Below are 22,619 nucleotides of genomic sequence, written 5' to 3'. Positions count from 1 at the left end.
GTGGCGACCGGTGGTCGCCACGTAACACCGCCGGTCTCATGCGGTGGTGACCGGGTCCTCCCGGTCCATGGTGGCGAGCGCCGCCGCGACCGTCTCCTCGGCGAGCCCGGACACCAGCTCCGGGCCGCCGGGCCCGTCCAGGACGAAGGTGAGCCCGTCCGTCGCCTTCTTGTCCAGCCGCATCACATCGATCAGCCGCCCCGGATCGACGTCGGCGGGCAGCGCGTACGGCAGTCCGTAGCTCCGTACGACCTCCAGGTGCTCCGCCGCCCGCGCCTCGTCGATCCGGCCCAGGGCCAGGGCGAGACGCCCGGCGAAAACCGTCCCGATCGCCACCCCCTCACCGTGCCGCAGCGCGAATTGCGTGGCGATTTCCAGAGCGTGGCCCAGGGTGTGGCCGTAATTCAGCACATGACGAAGCCCGGAGTCCCGCTCGTCCGCGGAAACCACCGACGCCTTCAGCGCGACGCTCGCCGCTATTTGTTCCGACAGCGTGAGCCCGCTCAGGTCACCGGCGCCGATGAAGTGACAGCGGGCGATCTCTCCGTAACCATTGAGCATTTCGCCCGCCGGTAGCGTCGTCAGATAGTCCGTGTCGCACAGCACGGCGGCGGGCTGCCAGTAGGCGCCCACCAGATTCTTCCCCTCGGGGAGGTTCACCGCCGTCTTCCCGCCGACGCTGGCGTCCACCTGGGCCAGCAGCGAGGTCGGCAGATGCACCACCGGGACGCCCCGGTGATACAGGGACGCGGCCAGCCCCACGACATCGGTCGTGGTCCCGCCACCGCAGGATACGACCGCGTCCGACCGGGTCAGGCCGAAACGGACGAACTCGCGGCACAGTTCTTCCACCGTCGACAGCGTCTTGTCCGTCTCGCCGTCGCGGGCCCGCAGAACCACCGAGGGAACCCCGGGGTCGGGCAGCCAGTCATCCGGCCGCGCGGAGACCATGGCCACGCGCTGCGCACCGAGTCCCGCGATCACCTCGTTCAGCGAATTCCGCACCCCGGACCCGATATCGACGGGATAGGAACGGTCACCGAGTTCCACCATGACGCGGGTATGCGGACCAGCGGACGTCGTCATGCGCTGTCAGTCCCTCCATGAGCGGTGACCGGGAATTCCCCGCGTCGAATGTAGTGCCGATGCCCCGTCCCCATCCAATGAGCGCGACATTAACTGCCTCACCCAGCAAGTTAGGGATGACATAGGGGGGTGTTCAGGGGGTAATTCCGGGCCCTCCATGACGAGACTGGGACGGGTTGAGGCGACCTTCTGCCACCGCGGCATGCACGTCTCTTGTCCGTCCGGAGGGATAACGACATGTTGCGCACGGAGCTGATCCGCCCGCTGCACGAGCTGCTCGTTACGCAGGCCCGGCGGTTCGGCGACAAACCCGCCTACCGCGATGGCCGCCGCAGCGTGAGCTACGCCGAACTGGAGCTGCGTACCCGCAGGCTGGCCGGCCACCTCGCCGAACTGCGCCTCCAGCCCGGCGACCGGGCCGCGATCTGCCTCGGCAACCGCGTCGAGACGGTGGAGTGCTACTACGCCATCGCCAGGGCGAGCGCGGTCGGCGTACCGATCAACCCCCGCAGCACCGACGCCGAGCTGGCGCACCTCCTCGACGACAGCGGCGCCCGCGTGATCATCACCGATCACGCCCACGCCGCCCAGCTCGGCCGGTTGCTGCCCGCACGCTCGCATCTGACGGTGGTGATGGTCCACGACGAGACCACCCCCGGCCTGCCCTCCGGCTTCCTGCCCTACGGCACCCTGGTGTCCACCGACCCCGCCACGCCCGCCAGGGACGACCTGGGCCTGGACGACCTCGCGTGGATGCTCTACACCTCCGGGACCACCGGTAAGCCCAAGGGCGTGCTGTCCAGCCAGCGCAACTGCCTGTGGTCGGTGGCCGCCTGCTACGTGCCCGTGCCGGGGCTCGGCCCCGAGGACCGCGTGGTGTGGCCGCTGCCCCTGTTCCACAGCCTGTCCCACATCGCGTGTGTGCTCTCGGTGGCCTCCGTCGGCGCCACCGCCCGCATTGTCGACGGGCTCTCCGCCGAGGACGTCCTGAGCGCCCTGAACGAGGAGCGGGCCACCCTTCTCGCCGGGGTCCCCACCCTGCTGCACTATCTCCTCGACGCCGCGCGCGACCACGGCTTCACCGCGCCCGACCTGCGGGTGGCGCTGGTCGGTGGCGCGGTGACCACCGCCGCGCTCCGCCGCTCGTTCGAGGAGGTCTTCGGCGTCCCGCTGATCGACGCCTACGGATCCACCGAGACCTGCGGCTCCATCACCGTCAACTGGCCCGTCGGCGCCCGGGTGGAGGGCTCGTGCGGGCTTCCGGTGCCCGGACTCGGCGTACGGCTGGTCGACCCCGAGCGCGGCGAGGACGTCGCCGACGGGGAGGAGGGCGAGGTGTGGGTGCGCGGCCCGAGCGTCATGGCCGGGTACCACAACCAGCCCGAGGCCACCGCCGCCGCCCTCAAGGACGGCTGGTACCACACCGGCGACCTGGCCCGCCGCGACGAGGCCGGATACTTCACCATCACCGGCCGCATCAAGGAACTCATCATCCGCGCCGGGGAGAACATCCACCCCGGTGAGGTGGAAGAGGTGGTGCGGGCGATCCCGGGCGTGGCCGACGTCGCGGTGGTCGGGAAGCCGCACGACCTGCTCGGCGAGGTCCCGGTGGCGTTCGTCGTGCCCGGTCCTGAGGGCATCGATACCCAGCGGCTGTTCACCGCGTGGCGCGACCGGCTGTCGTACTTCAAGGTGCCCGAAGAGCTGTACGAGATCGACGCGATCCCGCGCACCGCCTCGGGCAAGATCACCCGCCATAAGCTGCTGGAGGTTCGCGCCCGGCTGCGCGCGTCCAGCAGCGGCCACCACGACAACCTGTTCCGCGTCGACTGGATCCCGCGCACACCCCTGGCGCCCACGGCGGAACCGCCGCGCCGCTGGGCCCTGGTCGGGGGACCGGACCCGCTCGGCCTGTCCGCGCGGCTGGACGCCGAGGGTGTGTCGTACGACGCCCACCCCGACCTCGCGGCCGCGCGCACGGCGGTGGCGGTGGCGGCGGACGGCACGGTGCCCGATGTGCTGCTGCTGGACCTGACCCGCGGCCCGGGTCCGCAGGGGGCCGGAGACGTGGCCGCCGATCTGGAGTCCTGGCTCGCCGACGACCGCCTCGGCTCCGGGCGGCTGGTCGTCGTCACCCGCCGAGCGGTGGCCACCGGCGGCCACGAGGACGTCACCGACATCGCCTCCGCACCCGTGTGGGGTCTGGTCCGATCGCTGCAGACCCAGCACCCCGACCGCATCGCCCTGATCGACACCGACACTGACATCGACACGGGCACTGACACCGACACGGACGGCTCGACGTCTGCCGCATCGCTGACCGCCGCCGTGTCCTGCGGCGAACCGCAGCTCGCGGTGCGCACCGGGGTCACCCTGCTGCCCCGGCTCGCCCGGGTGTCCCTGGACCCCGACGATGTGTCCGCCCCGCCCCTCGATCCCGAGAGCACCGTGGTGATCAGCGGCCCGGACACCGCACCCGGCGCCGCCGTCGCCCGCCACCTGGTGGCCGCGCACGGAGTGCGCCACCTGCTGCTCATCACCGCACCCGGACGCGGGGAGGAGGCGGCCGACCAGCTGCGCACCGAGCTGACCGGCGACGGCGCCGAGGTGGCCGTCGCCATCTGCGACCCGACGAACCGCACCGCGCTGCGCGCCATCCTGGACGCCGCGCAACCGCCCCTCGCCGCCGTGGTGCACACGACAGGCACCGGGGCCACCGCGGACGGTGCCCTCGCCCTGCACGACCTCACCCGCGACCGCGAACTGTCCCTGTTCGTGACGCTCTCCTCCGCCACCGGCACCCTCGGCGCCACCGGAATCCACCAGGACGCCGCCACGAGCGCCACGCTCGACGCGCTGGCCCACCACCGCCGCGCACACGGCCTGCCCGCCCTGTCCCTGTGCTGGGGACCGTGGCAGGGAGAGGCCCCGGGCGCTGCCGCACTGGCAGGAGCGGGAGCGCTTCCGGAGCAGCAGGCGCTGGTGGCGTTCGACGCCGCCTGCGCGCGGGACGATGCGGCGTTCGTCGCGCTGAAGCTCGACCACGCCGCGCTGCGCGACGGCCCGGTCCCCGCCGTACTGCGCGGCCTGATCGACGCCCCCGCCCGGCCCGGCACGCCCGGCGACCCCGCCGCGTCCGTACTGCGTGCGCGGATCGCCGCGCTCCCCGAGGCCGAACGGACCACCGCGCTGCTCGCGACCGTGTGCGCGGAAGCCGCCGAGGTGCTCGGTCTCCCGGCGACGGACCGGATCGACGCCGAACGGGCCTTCAGCGACCTGGGCTTCACCTCGGCCACGGCGGTCGGGCTGCGCGACCGGCTGAAGACGGCCACCGGGCTCGGCCTGCCCGCCACCCTCGCCTTCGACCACCCGACGCCCCTCGCCCTCGCGCGATGGCTGCGCGCGGAACTGCTCGGCGAACACACCGTGGCACCGGCCGCCGCTCTGCCCGCCACGTATCCGTCGGACGAACCCATCGCGATCGTGGGGATGGGCTGCCGTCTGCCGGGCGGGGTCGGCTCGCCGGAGGAGCTGTGGCGGCTGGTGTCCGAGGGCGCGGACGGCATCTCGGGATTCCCGGCGGACCGTGGCTGGGACCTGGCGGGGCTGTACGACCCGGATCCGGACGCGCCGGGGACGTCGTATGTGCGCGAGGGCGGATTCCTCGACGACGCGGCGGGCTTCGACGCGGACTTCTTCGGGATCAGCCCGCGTGAGGCGCTGGCGATGGATCCGCAGCAGCGGCTGCTGCTGGAAACCTCGTGGGAGGTCTTCGAACGCGCCGGAATCGACCCCGCGACGCTGCGCGGCAGCCGTACCGGCGTGTTCGCCGGGGTGATGTACCACGACTACACCTCCGGTGTGCGGCGGCCGTCCAAGGAGATCGAGGGCTACCTCGGTGTCGGCGGTGCGGGCAGTGTGGTGTCCGGCCGGGTGTCGTACACCTTCGGTTTCGAGGGTCCTGCGGTGACGGTGGACACCGCGTGTTCGTCGTCGCTGGTGGCGATTCATCTGGCGGCGCAGGCGCTGCGTTCGGGCGAGTGCGGGATGGCGCTGGCCGGTGGCGTGGCCGTGATGGCGACGCCGGGGAGTTTCATCGAGTTCTCGCGACAGCGGGGCCTTGCGGTGGACGGCCGGTGCAAGGCGTTCGCGGAGGCCGCCGACGGCACGGGCTGGTCCGAGGGCGTCGGACTGCTGCTGCTGGAGCGGCTGTCGGACGCCCGGCGCCACGGCCACGAGGTGCTGGCCGTCGTACGGGGATCCGCGCTCAACCAGGACGGCGCGTCCAACGGGCTGACCGCTCCGAACGGCCCCTCGCAGCAGCGGGTGATCCGCCAGGCCCTGGCGAACGCGGGTGTGTCGGCCGCCGACGTCGACGCCGTCGAGGCGCATGGGACGGGTACGTCGCTGGGTGACCCGATTGAGGCGCAGGCGCTGCTGGCGACGTACGGGCAGGAGCGGGCCGAGGATCGTCCGCTGTGGCTGGGTTCGCTGAAGTCGAACATCGGGCATGCGCAGGCGGCGGCGGGTGTGGCCGGGGTCATCAAGATGGTGGAGGCGATGCGGCACGGTGTGCTGCCGAAGACCCTGCATGTGGACGCCCCGACGTCGGCGGTGGACTGGTCGGCGGGCGCGGTGGAGCTGCTGACCGAGGCGCGGGAGTGGCCGGAGACGGGCCGTCCGCGCCGGGCGGGGGTGTCCTCGTTCGGTATCAGCGGCACCAACGCGCACGTGATCCTCGAAGCGGTCGACAGCGAGGTAGCCGAGCGGGCCCAGGCGCCGCAGGGTGTGGTTGGCGGTGTGGTGCCGTTGGTGCTCTCCGCGAAGTCGCCGGAGGCGCTGACCGCCCAGGCCGGGCGCCTCGCATCCTTCCTCAACGATCACCCCACCACCGAACTCGCCGACATCGGCGCCTCGTTGGCCGCACGCGTGGAGTTCGACCATCGCGGTGTGGTGGTGGCCGCGTCCCGGGACGAAGCCCTGACCGCGCTCGCCGACCTCCAGGACGAGCACCCCGCCGCCACTTCCGGTGGCGGACTCGCCTTCGTCTTCCCCGGCCAGGGGGCCCAGCGCGTGGGCATGGGGCGGCGGCTCCACGCCGCGTACCCCGTCTTCGCCGACGCCTTCGACCAGGCGTGCGCCGCCCTGGACCCCCGGCTCGGACAGCCCCTGCGCGACGTGGTGTTCGCGGAGCCGGACTCACCCGAAGCCGCGCTGCTGGACCAGACGAAGTTCACCCAGGCGGCCCTCTTCGCCGTCGAGGTGGCCCTCTACCGCCTGGTCGAATCCTGGGGCGTACGACCGGACTTCGTCGCCGGACACTCCATCGGCGAACTGGCCGCCGCCCATGTGGCGGGGCTGTGGTCCCTGGAGGACGCCGCCGCGCTGGTGGCGGCCCGTGGCACGCTGATGCAGGAGCTGCCCCCGGGCGGGGCCATGGTGGCCATTCAGGCCACCGAGGACGAGATCACACCGGAGCTGACCGGCCAGGTGGCCATCGCGGCCGTCAACGGGCCCGGCTCCGTGGTGATATCCGGCGATGAGCAGGCGGTGACCGGCCTCGCCGCCGCGTTCAAGGGCCGTGGCCGCAAGACCACCCGGCTCCGGGTGTCCCACGCCTTCCACTCACCGCTGATGGACCCCATGCTGGACGCGTTCGCCGAGGTCGCCCGTGGCCTGCGCTACACCGCGCCCACCCTCCCGGTGGTGTCCAACCTGACCGGTACGGTCATCGACCCCGAGCGGCTGTGCACCGCCGCGTACTGGGTGGACCACGTACGCGCCACCGTACGCTTCGCCGAGGGCATGGCCTCCCTGAGCGAGCAGGGCGTGGCCACCGTGCTGGAACTCGGCCCCGGCGGGGTGCTGACCGCCATGGCCCAGGAGTGTCTGCCCGAAGGGACCGAGTGCGTGGCGGGCCTGCGCGAGGACCGGCCGGAGCCCCACGCCCTGCTCACGGCGGTCGCCCGCGCCCACGTAGGCGGCGCGCGGGTGGACTGGCGGACGATGTTCGCGGACACCGGAGCACACCGCGTCGACCTGCCCACCTACGCCTTCCGCCACCAGCGCTACTGGCTGGACACCGGCGGTTTCGCGGGCGACATGGGCGCGGCGGGCATCAGCCCCACCGAGCACCCGCTGCTCACCGCCACCGTCCAGCTCCCCGACACCAGCGGTGTGGTGTGCACCGGGCGGCTGTCCCTCGCCACCCACCCCTGGCTCGCCGACCACGCTGTCTCCGGAGCCGTCCTGCTCCCCGGGACCGGACTGGTGGAACTCGCCGTCCGCGCCGGTGACGAGGTCGGCACGGAGACCTTGCGCGAACTGGTCATGGAAGCGCCCCTGCTGCTGCCCGACACCGGAGCCGTGGACGTACGGGTCTGCGTCGGCGGCCCGGACGAGACCGGCGACCGCCCGGTGGGCGTGTACTCCCGTCCCACCGACGCGGATCCATCGGACGCCGTGTGGACCCGGCACGCCACCGGCGCGCTGATGGCGGCGGCACCGGACCCGGAGCCCGCCCTCGCCCAGTGGCCCCCGACGGGCGCCCAGCCGGTCGAGGTGACCGACTTCTACCGCGAACGCTTCGCGGCGGGCTACGAGTACGGCCCGGTGTTCCAGGGCGTACGAGCCGTATGGACCCGTGGCAAGGAGGTGTTCGCCGAGGTCTCCCTCGACGACGAACACCACGACGAGGCTCGGCAGTTCGGCCTCCACCCCGCACTCTTCGACGCCGCACTGCACCTCAGCGCCTTCGGCGCCATCGCCGAACCGGACGGCGGCGAACGCCTCCTGCCCTTCGCCTGGACCGGGGTACGGCTGCACGCCTCGGGCGCGTCCGCCCTCCGCGTCCACCTGGAACCTTTCGGCGACGACGCGATGTCGCTGCGCATCGCCGACCGGACCGGTGCCCCCGTCGCCACTGTCGCGTCGCTGGTGCTCCGCCCCGTGGCCGCCGCACAGCTGCGTCCGGCGGCGGAACCCCTCCACGACGCGCTGTTCCGTACCGCGTGGACGGCACTGCCCGTCGAAGCGCCGCACACCGAGCACACCGAAGCACGGACGGGCGGACTCGAAGCGGCCCAGGTCATCGAGGCCGTCACCGAGGCCGTCACCGAGGCCGCCGCCGAAGGGCCGGGCGCCGCCCACGCCCACGCGCTGACCTCGCGCGTACTCGCCGAACTCCAGGCGTTCCTCGCCAAGCCGGAGGACGACACGGCCCGGCTGGTCGTCCTCACCCGTGGCGCGGTCGCGGTACGCGACGGCGAGACGGCGGACCCGGCCGGGGCGGCCGTCTGGGGCCTGGTGCGCTCCGCCCAGTCCGAGAACCCGGGCCGGATCGTCCTGGCCGACCTCGACGGCGACCCGGCCTCACGCCCCGCGTTCTCGGCAGCGCTCGCCACCGGGGAACCACAACTCGCCGTCCGCGAGGGCGTGGCCTCCGCGCCCCGGCTGGTCAGGGCCACCGCCGAAGGCCTCACCATCCCCACGGACACCCGCACCTGGCACCTGGACACCACCGAGGCGGGCACCCTCGACCACTTGGCCCTGGTGCCCTCCGACCCGGTGGAAAAGCTCCCGGAAGGCCACGTCCGGGTGGCGATCCGCGCCGCGGGCATGAACTTCCGCGACGTCCTCATCGCGCTCGACATGTATCCCGGCAACGCCGCCATCGGTGGCGAAGGCGCCGGTGTCGTCCTGGAAACCGGGCCCGGTGTCACGGGACTGGCCCCCGGCGACCGTGTGATGGGCCTCTTCCCCGGCGGCGCCTTCGGACCCGAGGCGGTCACCGACCACCGCACCCTCGTCCGCGTCCCCGAGGGCTGGACCTTCGCGCAGGCCGCGGCCACCCCCATCGCCTTCCTCACCGCGTACTACGGCCTCCACGACCTGGCCGCCGTCCAGCCCGGGGAGACGGTGCTCATCCACGCCGCCGCCGGAGGCGTCGGCATGGCCGCCGTCCAGGTGGCCCGCCACCTCGGCGCCGAGGTGTACGGCACGGCGAGCCCCGGCAAGTGGCCGACCCTCCGGGCGAACGGGCTGGACGACCATCACATCGCCAACTCCCGCACTCTCGCCTTCGAGCAGGAATTCCTCGACGCCACCCAGGGCCGTGGCGTGGACGTGGTACTCGACGCCCTGGCCGGTGAATATGTCGACGCCTCGCTGCGTCTGCTGCCGCGCGGCGGCCGGTTCCTGGAAATGGGCAAGACCGATATCCGCGACGCCACCGACATCGCCCGGCGCCACCCCGACGTCACCTACCGCGCCTTCGACCTCGTAGAAGCCGGACCCGAGCGCACCCGGCAGCTGCTCGCCGACCTGGTGGAACTCTTCGAGAACGGCTCGCTCACCCCGCTGCCCCTCACGGCGTGGGACGTACGGCACGCCCCCGACGCCTTCCGCCACCTCAGCCAGGCCCGCCACATCGGCAAGGCGGTCCTCACCGTGCCCCGCCGACCCGACCCCCGTGGCACCGCGCTGATCACCGGCGGCACCGGCACCCTCGGCACCCTGTTCGCCCGCCACCTGGTCACCGCGTACGGCGTCCGCAACCTGCTGCTCACCAGCAGGCGCGGCCCCGGCGCACCCGGCGCGGCGGAACTCGAAGCCGAACTGACCCGCCTCGGCGCCACGGTCCGGATCGAGGCCTGCGACGCCGCCGACCGCGACGCCCTGGCACACCTGCTGGCGTCCGTCCCCGCGAACTCCCCGCTCACCTGCGTGGTGCACACCGCGGGCGTGGTCGACGACGGAGTGGTCCCCGCGCTCTCACCCGAGCGCATCGCCGGAGTGTTCCGGCCGAAGGCCGACGCCGCGCTCCACCTGCACGAGCTGACCCGCGATCTGGACCTCGCCGCCTTCGTCCTCTTCTCCTCGGCGGCGGGCGTCCTCGGCAACCCCGGCCAGGCCAACTACGCCTCGGCCAACGCCTTCCTCGACGGCCTCGCACACCAGCGCCGCGCCCAGGGCCTGCCCGCCGTCTCCCTCGCCTGGGGCTTCTGGTCGCTGGCCAGCGAGATGACCAGCGGGCTCGCCGAAGCCGACCTCCAGCGCACCAAGCGCGACGGCATGGTGGGCCTGGCCGCCGACGAGGGAACGGCCCTGTTCGACACGGCGCTCCGAGGCGGCGACGCGGCCGTGGTGCCCGCCAGGCTCGACCTGACCGTACTCCGTGGCCAGGCGGAACACGGCGAACTGCATCCGCTGCTGCGCGGCCTCGTACGGCCCCCACGGCGCACGGCGCGCACGGACACACCCACCGGCCGGACGCTGGCCGAACGGCTGGCCACGCTCCCCGCCGACGAGTGGGCGGACCAGGTGCTGGACGTGGTGCGGAAGGAGGCCGCCACCGTACTCGGCCACCGGGACCCGGAGCTGATCGTGCCCGACCGCGCCTTCAAGGACGCCGGATTCGACTCGCTGACGGCGGTCGAATTGCGCAACCGCCTCGGCCGGGCCTCCGGTCTGCGCCTGCCCGCGACCGCCGTTTTCGACTACCCGGCGCCCACCCTGCTGGCGGGCTATCTCCACCAGGAGCTGGCCCAGGACACCGACCCGGTCCTCTCCACCCTGTCCACGCTGGACTCGCTGGAGGCCGCGGTGTCCGCTCTGCTCACCGAGGACATCACCGACACCAGGATCGGCACCCGGCTGCGCGTCCTGGGCGCGAGGCTCAGCGAGGCCGCGGGCGAGACGGACGGCGCCGCCGTGGACCAGCTCGCGTCGGCCACGGCGGACGACGTCTACGCCTTCATCGACAACGAGCTGGGGCTCGCGTGACCCGCCGCTCTCCGGACACGAGACGAGGAACCATGACGAACGACGACAAGTCCCTCGCTTACCTCAAGCGGGTCTCGGCTGAGCTGCAGAAGACCCGTGAGCGGCTGCGTGAGGCCGAGGGTGCGCAGACCGAACCGATCGCCATCGTCGGCATGGCCTGCCGCCTGCCCGGCGGGGTGGCCTCGCCGGAGGACCTGTGGCGGCTGGCGTCCGAGGGCGTGGACGGCATCTCGGGGTTTCCGGCGGACCGTGGCTGGGACCTGGCGGGGCTGTACGACCCGGACCCGGACGCCCCGGGCACCTCGTACGTACGGGACGGTGGCTTCCTGTCCGATGTCGCCGGGTTCGACGCGGACTTCTTCGGGATCAGCCCGCGTGAGGCGCTGGCGATGGATCCGCAGCAGCGGCTGCTGCTGGAGACCTCGTGGGAGGTGTTCGAGCGGGCCGGGATGAACCCCGCGGAACTGCCCGACCGGCACGTCGGAGTGTTCGCCGGTGTCGCCGGTCAGGAGTACGCGCCGCGCATGGGGACGGGCTCCGAGGAGATCGAAGGCTATGTGCTGACCGGTGGCGCGGGCAGTGTGGTGTCCGGCCGGGTGTCGTACACCTTCGGCTTCGAGGGCCCTGCGGTGACGGTGGACACCGCGTGTTCGTCGTCGCTGGTCGCGATACACCTGGCGGCGCAGGCGCTGCGTTCGGGCGAGTGCGGAATGGCGCTGGCGGGCGGCGTGTGTGTGATGTCGACGCCGGGGAGCTTCATCGAGTTCTCGCGGCAGCGGGGCCTGTCGATGGACGGCCGGTGCAAGGCGTTCGCGGAGACCGCCGATGGCACGGGCTGGGCCGAGGGCGTGGGGCTGGTGTTGTTGGAGCGGTTGTCGGACGCTCGGGCGAACGGGCACCAGGTACTGGCGGTGGTACGAGGCAGCGCGGTCAACCAAGACGGTGCGTCGAATGGTCTGACGGCGCCGAATGGGCCTGCGCAGCAGCGGGTGATTCGTGCGGCGTTGGCGAATGCGCGGCTGTCGGCGGTGGATGTGGACACCGTGGAGGCGCATGGGACGGGTACGTCGCTGGGCGACCCGATCGAGGCGCAGGCGCTGCTGGCGACGTACGGGCAGGAGCGGGCCGAGGATCGTCCGCTGTGGCTGGGTTCGCTGAAGTCGAACATCGGGCATGCGCAGGCGGCGGCGGGTGTGGCCGGGGTCATCAAGATGGTGGAGGCGATGCGGCACGGTGTGCTGCCGAAGACCCTGCATGTGGATGAGCCGACGTCGGCGGTGGACTGGTCGGCGGGTGCGGTGGAGCTGCTGACCGAGGCGCGTGAGTGGCCGGAGACGGGCCGTCCGCGTCGGGCGGGGGTGTCCTCGTTCGGAATCAGCGGCACCAACGCACATGTGATCCTCGAAGCGGTCGAGAGCGAGTCCGTGGAGCGGGCTTCGGCGCCGAATGGTGTGGTTGGCGGTGTGGTGCCGCTGGTGCTGTCCGCGAAGTCGCCGGAGGCGCTGACCGCCCAGGCCGGGCGTCTGGCGTCCTTCCTGAACTATCAGCCCACCGCTGAACTCGCCGATGTGGCCGCTTCGTTGGTCGCCCGATCGGAATTCGACCACCGGGGTGTGGTGGTGGCGGGTTCGCGTGGCGACGCCGTGTCCGGGTTGGCGGGGTTGTCGAGTGCGGGCTCGGGTTCAGGTGGTGTGGGCGCCGGTGATGTGGTGTTCGTGTTCCCGGGGCAGGGGGCGCAGTGGGTGGGTATGGCGGTGGAGCTGTTGGCGGAGTCCGAGGTCTTCGCGGGGTGGATGGAGCGGTGCGCTGAGGCATTGGCGCCTCATGTGGGCTGGTCTCTGTTCGATGTGTTGGGGGATGAGTTCGCCCTGGAGCGGGTGGATGTGGTGCAGCCGGTGTTGTGGGCGGTGATGGTGTCGTTGGCGGGGTTGTGGCGTTCGTACGGGGTGGAGCCCGTCGCGGTGGTGGGCCATTCGCAGGGCGAGATCGCGGCGGCGTGTGTGGCGGGTGGGTTGTCGTTGGAGGATGGCGCGTTGGTGGTGGCGCGGCGCAGTCAGGTGATCGCGTCGCGGCTGGCCGGTGGTGGCGGGATGGCGTCGGTGGCGCTGTCGGCGGACGCGGTGGCATCGCGGTTGGGTGAGGGGCTGTCGGTGGCGGCGGTCAATGGCCCGTCCTCCACGGTGGTGGCCGGTGAGGTCGCCGCCCTGGACGCCCTGACGGAGGTGCTGGAGTCGGAGGGGGTGCGGGTTCGGCGGGTGCCGGTGGATTACGCCTCGCATTCGGTCCAGGTGGAGGAGATCGAGGCGGAGTTGCTGGAGGTGCTGGGCTCGGTGCGTCCGGTGTCCTCGCCGATTCCGTTCCACTCGACGGTGACCGGCGAGGTGATCGACACCGCTGGCCTGGACGCCACGTACTGGTACCGCAACCTGCGCCAGACGGTCCTGCTGGGCGGGGTGACCGACCAGCTGCTTGCTGGTGGTCAGCGGGTGTTCGTGGAGATGAGCCCGCACCCCGTGCTGGGGTTCGTGCTGGGTGAGTCGATGGAGGCGGCCGGTGTGGACGGTGCCGCGATCGGGTCGCTGCGGCGTGACGAAGGCGGTCTGGACCGCTTCCTGCGGTCGGTGGGTGAGGCGTACGTAGCGGGCGTGGACGTGGACTGGACGGCCGCGTTCGACCAGGCCGACACCCGCCACGTCACCCTGCCCACGTACCCCTTCCAGCACCAGCGCTACTGGCTGCGCGCCGAGCGCCCGGCGGGCGATGTGTCGACGGCGGGGCTGTCCACCCCGGACCACCCGCTGCTGGGCGCGGAAGTTGAGCTGCCCGGTACCAACGGCCTTGTTCTCACCGGCCGTTGGTCCACCCGTACACACTCCTGGCTGGCCGACCACGCGGTGTGGGGCACGGCTCTCCTGCCCGGCACCGGCTTCGTGGACCTGGTCCTCCGCGCGGGCCACGAGGTCGACTGCGGCGTCATCGAGGAACTGGTGATCGAGGCGCCCCTGATCCTGCCCCAGGACGGCGACATCCAGGTGCGCGTCGAGGTCGGCGGGCCGGACGAGACTGGCCGCCGGGCCGTATCGGTGTACTCCCGGCCCGAGCCTGAGTCCGAGAGGGACACCGAGGGCGCTCCCGCAGAATGGACCTGCCACGCCGCAGGAACCTTGGTGGCCGAGAGCCCGGAACCCGCCGAGCCCCTGCTGGCTTGGCCCCCGGCTGGGGCCACCGCCGTACCGCTGGACGTCGACACGATGTACGAGCGCCTGGCGGAGCGGGGATACGAGTACGGGCCCGCGTTCCAGGGGCTGCGCGCGGTGTGGACCCGTGGCGAGGAGATCTTCGCCGAGGTGGCGCTGCCGGAGCAGCAGCGGGAGGACGCGGCCCGGTTCGCCCTTCACCCCGCGCTCCTGGACGCGTCGCTGCATGCCCCGCTGATCTACGGCACCGGGCTTCCCCGGCTGCCCTTCTCCTGGAACGGTGTCGCCCTGTGGGCGCACGGCACCTCACGGCTGCGCGCACACTTCGTACCCCAGGGCGACGACGTGTGGCAGGTGACCGTCACCGACCACAGCGGCATGCCCGTCGCACGGATCGACGCCCTCATCGGGCGCCAGGTCACACCGGAACAGCTCGCCGAAGCGCGGCTGGCACGGCACAACCGGGCATCCCGCCTCGACCGCTGGGTCTACCGGACCGGCTGGGCGCCCGTCGAACTGCCCGACGCGCCCTCGACCACCGGCACGTGGCTGGTGGTGGCCCCCGCTGCGCACGCGGACGGCGATGTGACCCAGGCGGGTATCGCGGCGCTCAGCGAGCACGGCGCACACCCCCTCCTGCTGTCGGTGACCGACACCGACCGGGCCGCGCTCACCCAGCGGATCCGTGAACACGCCGACGAGCACGACATCACCGGCGTACTGTCGCTGCTCGCGCTGGACGAGACCGCGCTTCCCGGACAGCCGGGCGTCTCCCAGGGGCTCGCGGCCACGCTCGGCCTGGTCCAGGCGCTCGGCGACGCCGGAGTCGACGCACCGCTGTGGCCGGTCACCCAGGCCGCGGTGACCACGGGCGACACCGACCCGGTACGGGGCCCGGCCCAAGCCGCGCTCTGGGGGCTCGGCCAGGTGGCCGCGCTGGAACACCCCGCGCGCTGGGGCGGACTGGTCGATCTCCCCGAGAAGCTCCCCGCCGAAGCCCTCGCGCGCTGGGCCACCGTGCTGGGCGGGGGGTGCGAGGGCGAGGACCAGTTCGCGCTGCGCGAGGACGGTGTGTTCGTACGCCGTCTGGAGCGGGCGCAGCTGGACCACACCACGGGGGAGCCCTCGTGGCAGCCCTCGGGCACGGTCCTCATCACCGGCGGTACGGGCGCGCTCGGCGCCCATGTCGCGAGGTGGCTCGCCGGAAAGGGCGCGGAACACCTCGTCCTCGTCAGCCGCCGTGGAGCGGACAGCCCCGGCGCCACCGCACTGGAGGCGGAACTCACCGCGGCGGGCGTCCGCGTGACCCTCAGCGCGTGTGATGTGGCGGACCGGCAGGGGCTCGCAGACCTCCTGCGGCAGCTGGAGACCGACGGTGACCAGGTGCGGGCCGTGGTGCACGCCGCCGGAGTCAACGGCTTCGGTGCCCTCGCCGACACCACCGTGGCGGAATTCGCCGACATCGTGTCCGCGAAGACCGCCGGAGCCGCACACCTCGACGAACTGCTCGACGGCACCTCCCTCGACGCGTTCGTGCTGTTCTCCTCCATCGCCGGGGTGTGGGGGAGTGGCAACCAGAGCGCCTACTCCTCCGGAAACGCCTTCCTGGACGCCCTCGCCCAGCACCGGCGGAGCCTCGGCAAGCCCGCCACCTCGGTGGCCTGGGGAGCCTGGGCGGGCGGTGGCATGGTCGACGCCACCTCGGCGCCACAGCTGCGCCGCCAGGGCATCGGCCCCGTACCGCCCGAGCTGATGCTCTCCGCGCTGGAACAGCTGCTGACCGGCGGCGAGACCACGATGACCATCGCGAGCATCGACTGGAAGAAGTTCGTCCCCGCCTTCACCTCTGCCCGGCCGAGCGCCCTGTTGCAGGGTGTGCCCGAGGTCCGCCGCATCGTCGCCGCCGAGGCCAGGGCGCGGCGTACCGACCTCGCCACGGCCGGTTCACTGCACCGGCGGCTGGCCGGACTCACCGAGGACGAGCAGACGGACATCCTCCTGGAGCTGGTGCGCGCGGAGGCGGCGGTGGTGCTCGGTCACACCGATGTGCGGGCCATCGCACCAGGCCGGGCCTTCCAGGAACTGGGGCTCGACTCGCTCACGGCCGTCGAACTGCGGAACAAGCTGTCCGCCGCCACCGGCATGCGCCTGCCCGCCACCCTGCTCTTCGACCACCCGACACCGGAAGTCCTGGTGCGCCATCTGCGCGAGGGACTGGTCCCGGACAGCGGCCCCGCCGTCCACCACGCGGTGACCGAGGCCGAGAAGCTGGCCGCCGCGCTCGCCTCGGTGGCCGAGGACCCCGCCGTGCGCAACCGGGTGACGGCCATCCTGCAGGCCCTTGCGGCCAAGTGGAGCCCGGACTCCCTCACCACCACGGGCGAGAGCGACGACGATCTCGCGTCGGTGAGCGACGACGAGGTCTTCGACATCATCGACAACGAATTCAGCATTTCCTGACGAATTCAGTGATTCCTGACGCCCCGGCCCGCTGGATTCCCGCGAGGAGCTTGACCTTCCATGGTGGACAACACGAAGTACCGCGACTACCTCAACAAGGCTGTCGCCACCGCACGTCAGGCCACGCGGCGACTGCGCGAGGTCGAGGAGAAGGCGTGGGAGCCGATCGCCATCGTCGGCATGGCCTGCCGTCTGCCGGGCGGAGTGGCCTCGCCGGAAGACCTGTGGCGACTGGTGTCCGAGGGCGTCGACGGCATCACCGAATTCCCCACGGACCGTGGCTGGGACGTGGCGGGGCTGTACGACCCCGACCCCGACGTGCCCGGGAAGTCCTATGTCCGCGAGGGCGGGTTCATCGAGGACGCCACGGGATTCGACGCCGGGTTCTTCGGGCTCTCCCCGCGTGAGGCGCTGGCGATGGACCCGCAGCAGCGGCTGCTGCTGGAGACCTCGTGGGAGGTCTTCGAACGGGCCGGAATCGCTCCGACCGCCCTGCGCGGCCAGAACATCGGCTTCTACACCGGGGTGATGCACCACGACTACGCCCCCCGGGTGCATGAGGTCCCCGAGGACCTGGAGGCCTACCTGGGGCGCGGCAGCGCGGGCAGCTTCGCCTCGGGCCGCGTCTCGTACACCCTGGGCCTGGAGGGCCCGTCGGTGACGGTGGACACCGCGTGTTCGTCGTCGCTGGTGGCCATTCACCTCGCCGTGCAGTCGCTGCGCTCCGGCGAATCGGAGATGGCGCTGGCGGGTGGCGCCGCCGTCATGTCCGACAGCCAGATGTTCGTGGAGTTCTCCCGCCAGCGCGGGCTCTCCCCGGACGGCCGGTGCAGGGCGTTCGCGGCGGGCGCCAACGGAACCGGCTTCTCCGAGGGTGTGGGGCTGGTGTTGTTGGAGCGGTTGTCGGACGCTCGGCGGCACGGCCACGAGGTGTTGGCTGTGGTGCGTGGTTCGGCGGTGAATCAGGATGGTGCGTCGAATGGTTTGACGGCGCCGAATGGTCCTGCGCAGCAGCGGGTGATTCGTGCGGCGTTGGCGAATGCGCGGTTGTCGGCGGTGGATGTTGATGTGGTCGAGGCGCATGGGACGGGTACGTCGCTGGGTGACCCGATCGAGGCGCAGGCGCTGATCGCCACGTACGGGCAGGAGCGTGCCGAGGACCGTCCGCTGTGGCTGGGTTCGCTGAAGTCCAACATCGGCCACGCCCAGTCGGCGGCCGGTGTGGCCGGGGTCATCAAGATGGTGGAGGCGATGCGGCACGGTGTGCTGCCGAAGACCCTCCATGTCGACGCCCCGACTCCGGAAGTGGACTGGTCGGCTGGCGCCGTGGAACTGCTGACCGAGGCCCGCGAGTGGCCCCGGCGCGATGAGCCGCGCCGCGCCGGTGTCTCCTCCTTCGGACTCAGCGGCACCAACGCCCATGTGATTCTCGAAGCGCTGGAGAACGAGGTCGTCGAGCGCGTTCCGGCATCGGGAGGTGTGGTGCCGCTGGTGCTGTCCGCGAAGTCGCCGGAGGCGCTGACCGCCCAGGCCGGGCGTCTGGCCACCTTCCTGAACGATCAGCCCACCGCTGAACTCGCCGATGTAGCAGCTTCGTTGGCCGCGCGATCGGAATTCGACCACCGGGGTGTGGTGGTGGCGGGTTCGCGTGGTGACGCCGTGTCTGGGCTGGCGGGGTTGTCGCGTGCGGGCTCGGGTGGTGTGGGCGCCGGTGATGTGGTGTTCGTGTTCCCGGGTCAGGGGGCGCAGTGGGTGGGGATGGCCAGCGAACTGATCGCGTCGTCCCCGGTGTTCGCGGAGCACATGACCGCGTGTGAAGAGGCGCTGGCGCCCTTCGTGGACTGGTCGCTCCGCGACGCGCTGGGCGATGAGGCCATGTTGGCGCGGGTGGATGTGGTGCAGCCGGTGTTGTGGGCGGTGATGGTGTCGTTGGCGGGGTTGTGGCGTTCGTTCGGTGTGGAGCCCGTCGGGGTGGTGGGGCATTCGCAGGGGGAGATCGCGGCGGCGTGTGTGGCGGGTGGGTTGTCGTTGGGGGATGGCGCGTTGGTGGTGGCGCGGCGCAGTCAGGTGATCGCGTCGCGGCTGGCCGGTGGTGGCGGGATGGCGTCGGTGGCGCTGTCGGCGGACGCGGTGGCGGGTCGACTGGGTGAGGGGCTGTCGGTGGCGGCGGTCAATGGTCCGTCGTCCACGGTGGTGGCTGGTGAGGTCGGTGCGTTGGACGCGCTGACGGAGGTGCTGGAGTCGGAGGGGGTGCGGGTTCGGCGGGTGCCGGTGGATTACGCCTCGCATTCGGTCCAGGTGGAGGAGATCGAGGCGGAGTTGCTGGAGGTGCTGGGCTCGGTGCGTCCGGTGTCCTCGCCGATTCCGTTCCACTCGACGGTGACCGGCGAGGTGATCGACACCGCTGGCCTGGACGCGGCGTACTGGTACCGCAACCTGCGCCAGACGGTCCTGCTCGGTGAGGTCACCGATCAGCTGCTGGCTGGTGGTCAGCGGGTGTTCGTGGAGATGAGCCCGCACCCCGTGCTCGGATTCGTGCTGGGTGAGTCGATGGAGGCGGCCGGTGTGGACGGTGCCGCGATCGGGTCGCTGCGGCGTGACGAAGGCGGCCTGGACCGCTTCCTGCGGTCGGTCGGCGAGGCGTACGTAGCGGGCGTGGACGTGGACTGGACGGCCGCGTTCGACCAGGCCGACACCCGCCACGTCACCCTGCCCACGTACCCCTTCCAGCACCAGCGCTACTGGCTCGACGCGGGGGAAAGGCCCACGCAGGCCGACCCGGTCGACGCCGCCTTCTGGGCCGCCATCGACGCCGGAAACACCGGCTCGCTCGCCGATGACCTGCACCTGGACGCCTCCGTGCTGGATCAGGTGGTGCCCGCGCTGTCGTCTTGGCGGCGGCGACGCCAGGACCAGTCCGTTGTCGACGGATGGCGCTACCGTCTCGACTGGGAGCGGGTGAACCCCGGCTCCCACACGGCTTCCGGCACCTGGCTGGTGGCGCTCGGCGCCGATCGAAGCACCCTCGCCGACACCATCCTCGACGGCCTCGCCGAACGCGGCCTGCACATCCTCCGCATCGAGGTCGACGGCCACGACCGCGAGCAACTCGCCGCGCTGCTGCCGGACGAGCCGGTGGCCGGTGTCCTCTCGCTCCTCGCGCTTGACGACCGCCCCCACTCCGTCCATTCCACCTGGTCACAGGGCACGATCAACACGGTCACCCTGGTGCAGGCACTCGGCGACGCGGGGATCGCCGCACCCCTGTGGGCGGTGACCTCCGGTGGTGTCGCGGTGGCCGACTCCGCCGAGCTGACCAGCGAACTCCAGCACATGATGTGGGGTGTCGGCACGGTACTGGCACTGGACCACCCGGACACCTGGGGCGGGCTGGTCGACCTGCCCGCCGACGCCGATCGCCGGGCGATCGACCTGCTCTGCGCGGCGCTGGCGGGGGCCGACGGCGAAGACCAGCTCGCCGTTCGTACCGGCGGTCTGTACGCCCGTCGCATGCTGCGCGCGCCCCTGGACGGCACGCCCGCCACCCCCTGGACACCACGCGGGACCGTACTGATCACGGGTGGCACGGGTGGCACCGGAGCGCATGTGGCCCGGTGGGTGGCCGAGCAGGGCGCCGGACATCTGATCCTGACCAGCCGCCGTGGCGCCGAGGCGCCGGGCGCCGCCGACCTCCGCGCCGAGCTGGAGGAACGGGGCGCACAGGTGACCATCGCCGCCTGCGACGTCGCCGACCGCGAGGCTGTGGCCGCGATGCTCGACCTCGTCCCCGACCAGCACCCCCTGACCGCCGTACTGCACCTCGCCGGGGCGAACCAGACCGAAGCGCCATTGTCCGAACTCGACGTGGAGCGGTTCGTCGAGATGGGCCGCGCCAAGATCGCCGGGGCCCGGCACCTCGATGAGCTGCTGGCCGATCGCGAGCTGGACGCGTTCGTGCTGTTCTCCTCCGGCGCCACCGCCTGGGGCAGCTCCGGCCTCACCTCGTACGCCGGTGCCAACGCCTACCTCGACGCCCTGTCCCACCGCCGTCGCGCCCGAGGCCTCACCGCCACGTCGATCGCCTGGGGCGCCTGGGCGGGCGGTGGCATGGTGGACGAGGCGATGGCCGCCGAGATGACCCGGCTCGGCGTCATCCTCATGGACCCCCAGCTCGCCGTCTCCGCCCTGGTGCAGGGGGTCGAGCACGACCGGACACATCTGGTCGTCGCCGGAATCGACTGGAGCCGCTTCGCCCCGACGTTCAGCCTGGCGCGGCCGCGACCGCTGCTGCGCGGCCTTCCGGAGGTCACCGAACTGCTGGCGGCCACCGGCGAGGACGAGCCGGACGCCGTCGCCTCCGCACTCCGCGCCCAGCTGCTGGAAGTGTCCGAGGCCGAGCAGCGGCGGACGCTGACCGACCTGGTGCGCGGGGAGGCGGGTTCGGTACTGGGACACGTGGACCGCGACACCGTGGCGGCCGAGCGGGCGTTCAAGGAGATCGGGTTCGACTCGGTCACGGCGGTGGAGCTGCGCAACCGCCTGGCCGCCGCCACCCGGCTGCGGCTGCCCGCCACCTTGGTCTTCGACTACCCGAACCCGGTGGCGCTGGCCGAGTATCTGCGTACGGAACTCCTCGGCGAGGCAGCCTCGGCCGCTTCGGCCACTGCTGTGGTATCTCCGGGTGAGATGCGCTCAGCTGCCGACGAGCCCATCGCGATCGTGGCGATGAGCTGCCGACTGCCCGGTGGCGTACGAACCCCCGAGGAGCTGTGGACACTGCTGGCCGAGGGGCGCGAAGGGGGCCGCGACTTCCCGACCGACCGAGGCTGGGACCTGGAGCACCTCTTCTCCGACGACCCGGACGCCGCAGGCACGTCCTATGTGCGGCGTGGCGGCTTCCTGCACGACGTCGCGGCCTTCGACGCCGGATTCTTCGGCATCAACCCCCGCGAGGCACTCGCCATGGACCCGCAGCAGCGGCTGCTGCTGGAAACCTCGTGGGAGGTCTTCGAACGGGCCGGAATCGACCCCACGTCCATGCGGGGCAAGGACGTCGGCGTGTTCACCGGCATGGGATCGCAGGACTACACCCCACGCCTCGGCGGCGGCGCCGAGGGTACGGAGGGATACGCGCTGACCGGCAGCGCGGGCAGCGTCGCCTCCGGGCGTATCTCCTACGCGCTGGGGCTCGAAGGGCCCGCGCTCACCATCGACACGGCGTGCTCGTCGTCGTTGGTGGCGTTGCATTCCGCGGCCCAGGCCCTGCGGACCGGCGAGTGCTCGATGGCCTTGGCCGGAGGCGTCGCCGTGATGTCTTCCCCGGGCGTGTTCGTGGAGTTCTCGCGCCAGCGCGGCCTCGCCCCGGACGGCCGCTGCAAGGCGTTCGCCGACGGCGCGGACGGTACGGGCTGGGCCGAGGGCGTCGGACTGTTGCTGCTGGAGCGGTTGTCGGACGCCCGGGCGAACGGGCACCAGGTGCTGGCGGTGGTACGGGGCAGCGCGGTCAACCAGGACGGTGCCTCGAACGGCCTGACCGCGCCGAACGGCCCGTCGCAGCAGCGCGTGATCCGGCAGGCCCTGGCGAACGCGGGTGTGTCGGCCGCCGATGTGGATGCGGTGGAGGCGCACGGGACCGGTACGTCGCTGGGCGACCCGATCGAGGCGCAGGCGCTGATCGCCACGTACGGGCAGGAGCGGGCCGAAGACCGTCCGCTGTGGCTGGGAGCCCTGAAGTCCAACATCGGCCACACCGGGGCCACGGCGGGCGTGGCTGGTGTGATCAAGATGGTGGAGGCGATGCGGCGGGGTGTGCTGCCGAAGACGCTGCACGTAGATGAGCCGACGTCGGCGGTGGATTGGTCGGCGGGTGCGGTGGAGTTGCTGACGGAGGCGCGCGAGTGGCCGGAGGCGGATCGGCCGAGGCGCGCAGGTGTGTCGGCCTTCGGCATCGGCGGCACGAACGCGCATGTGATTCTCGAGTCCGTCGAGGACGACGCTCCTGAGCGCGTGGTGTCCGATGGTGCGGTGCCGTTGGTGGTGTCGGCGAAGTCTGCCGATGCGCTGGGTGCGCAGGCGGAGCAGCTGGCCTCGTAC

4 protein-coding genes are annotated in these 22,619 nt (G+C 72.1%); 3 read left to right on the top strand and 1 reads right to left on the bottom strand.

What is annotated here, in order from left to right:
• Nucleotides 1-36: 36 nt before the first annotated feature.
• Nucleotides 37-1,086: a 3-dehydroquinate synthase family protein gene (locus ACWC5C_RS35700; protein ID WP_450882423.1), complete on the bottom strand. Its 1,050-nt coding sequence runs from the start codon at nt 1,084-1,086 to the stop codon at nt 37-39.
• Nucleotides 1,087-1,323: 237 nt separating this feature from the next.
• On the opposite strand from ACWC5C_RS35700, the gene ACWC5C_RS35695 reads away from it, so the two are divergent.
• The 3 genes from ACWC5C_RS35695 to ACWC5C_RS35685 form a co-directional block, all read left to right on the top strand.
• Nucleotides 1,324-10,869 carry an SDR family NAD(P)-dependent oxidoreductase gene (locus tag ACWC5C_RS35695; RefSeq protein WP_450882421.1) on the top strand — a complete coding sequence of 3,182 codons (9,546 nt, stop codon included), beginning with the start codon at nt 1,324-1,326 and terminating at the stop codon, nt 10,867-10,869.
• 32 nt (nt 10,870-10,901) lie between these two features.
• Complete coding sequence (locus ACWC5C_RS35690; RefSeq protein ID WP_450882419.1) at nt 10,902-16,526, top strand: type I polyketide synthase; 5,625 nt, start codon at nt 10,902-10,904, stop codon at nt 16,524-16,526.
• Nucleotides 16,527-16,586: 60 nt separating this feature from the next.
• The coding region (locus ACWC5C_RS35685) for a type I polyketide synthase (protein ID WP_450882417.1) at nt 16,587-22,619 on the top strand (6,033 nt) is incomplete at its 3' end.

The sequence above is a fragment of the Streptomyces sp. NPDC001700 genome (assembly GCF_053596435.1).
Note: the sequence above shows the minus strand (reverse complement) of the source record. Positions and strands in the feature narration are given on the sequence as shown.

Bases quoted from the DNA above. Each gene is read 5' to 3' on its own strand.
- ACWC5C_RS35700 (WP_450882423.1), bottom strand. From the start codon at position 1,086: ATGACGACGTCCGCTGGTCCGCATACCCGCGTCATGGTGGAACTCGGT.
- ACWC5C_RS35695 (WP_450882421.1), top strand. From the start codon at position 1,324: ATGTTGCGCACGGAGCTGATCCGCCCGCTGCACGAGCTGCTCGTTACG.
- ACWC5C_RS35690 (WP_450882419.1), top strand. From the start codon at position 10,902: ATGACGAACGACGACAAGTCCCTCGCTTACCTCAAGCGGGTCTCGGCT.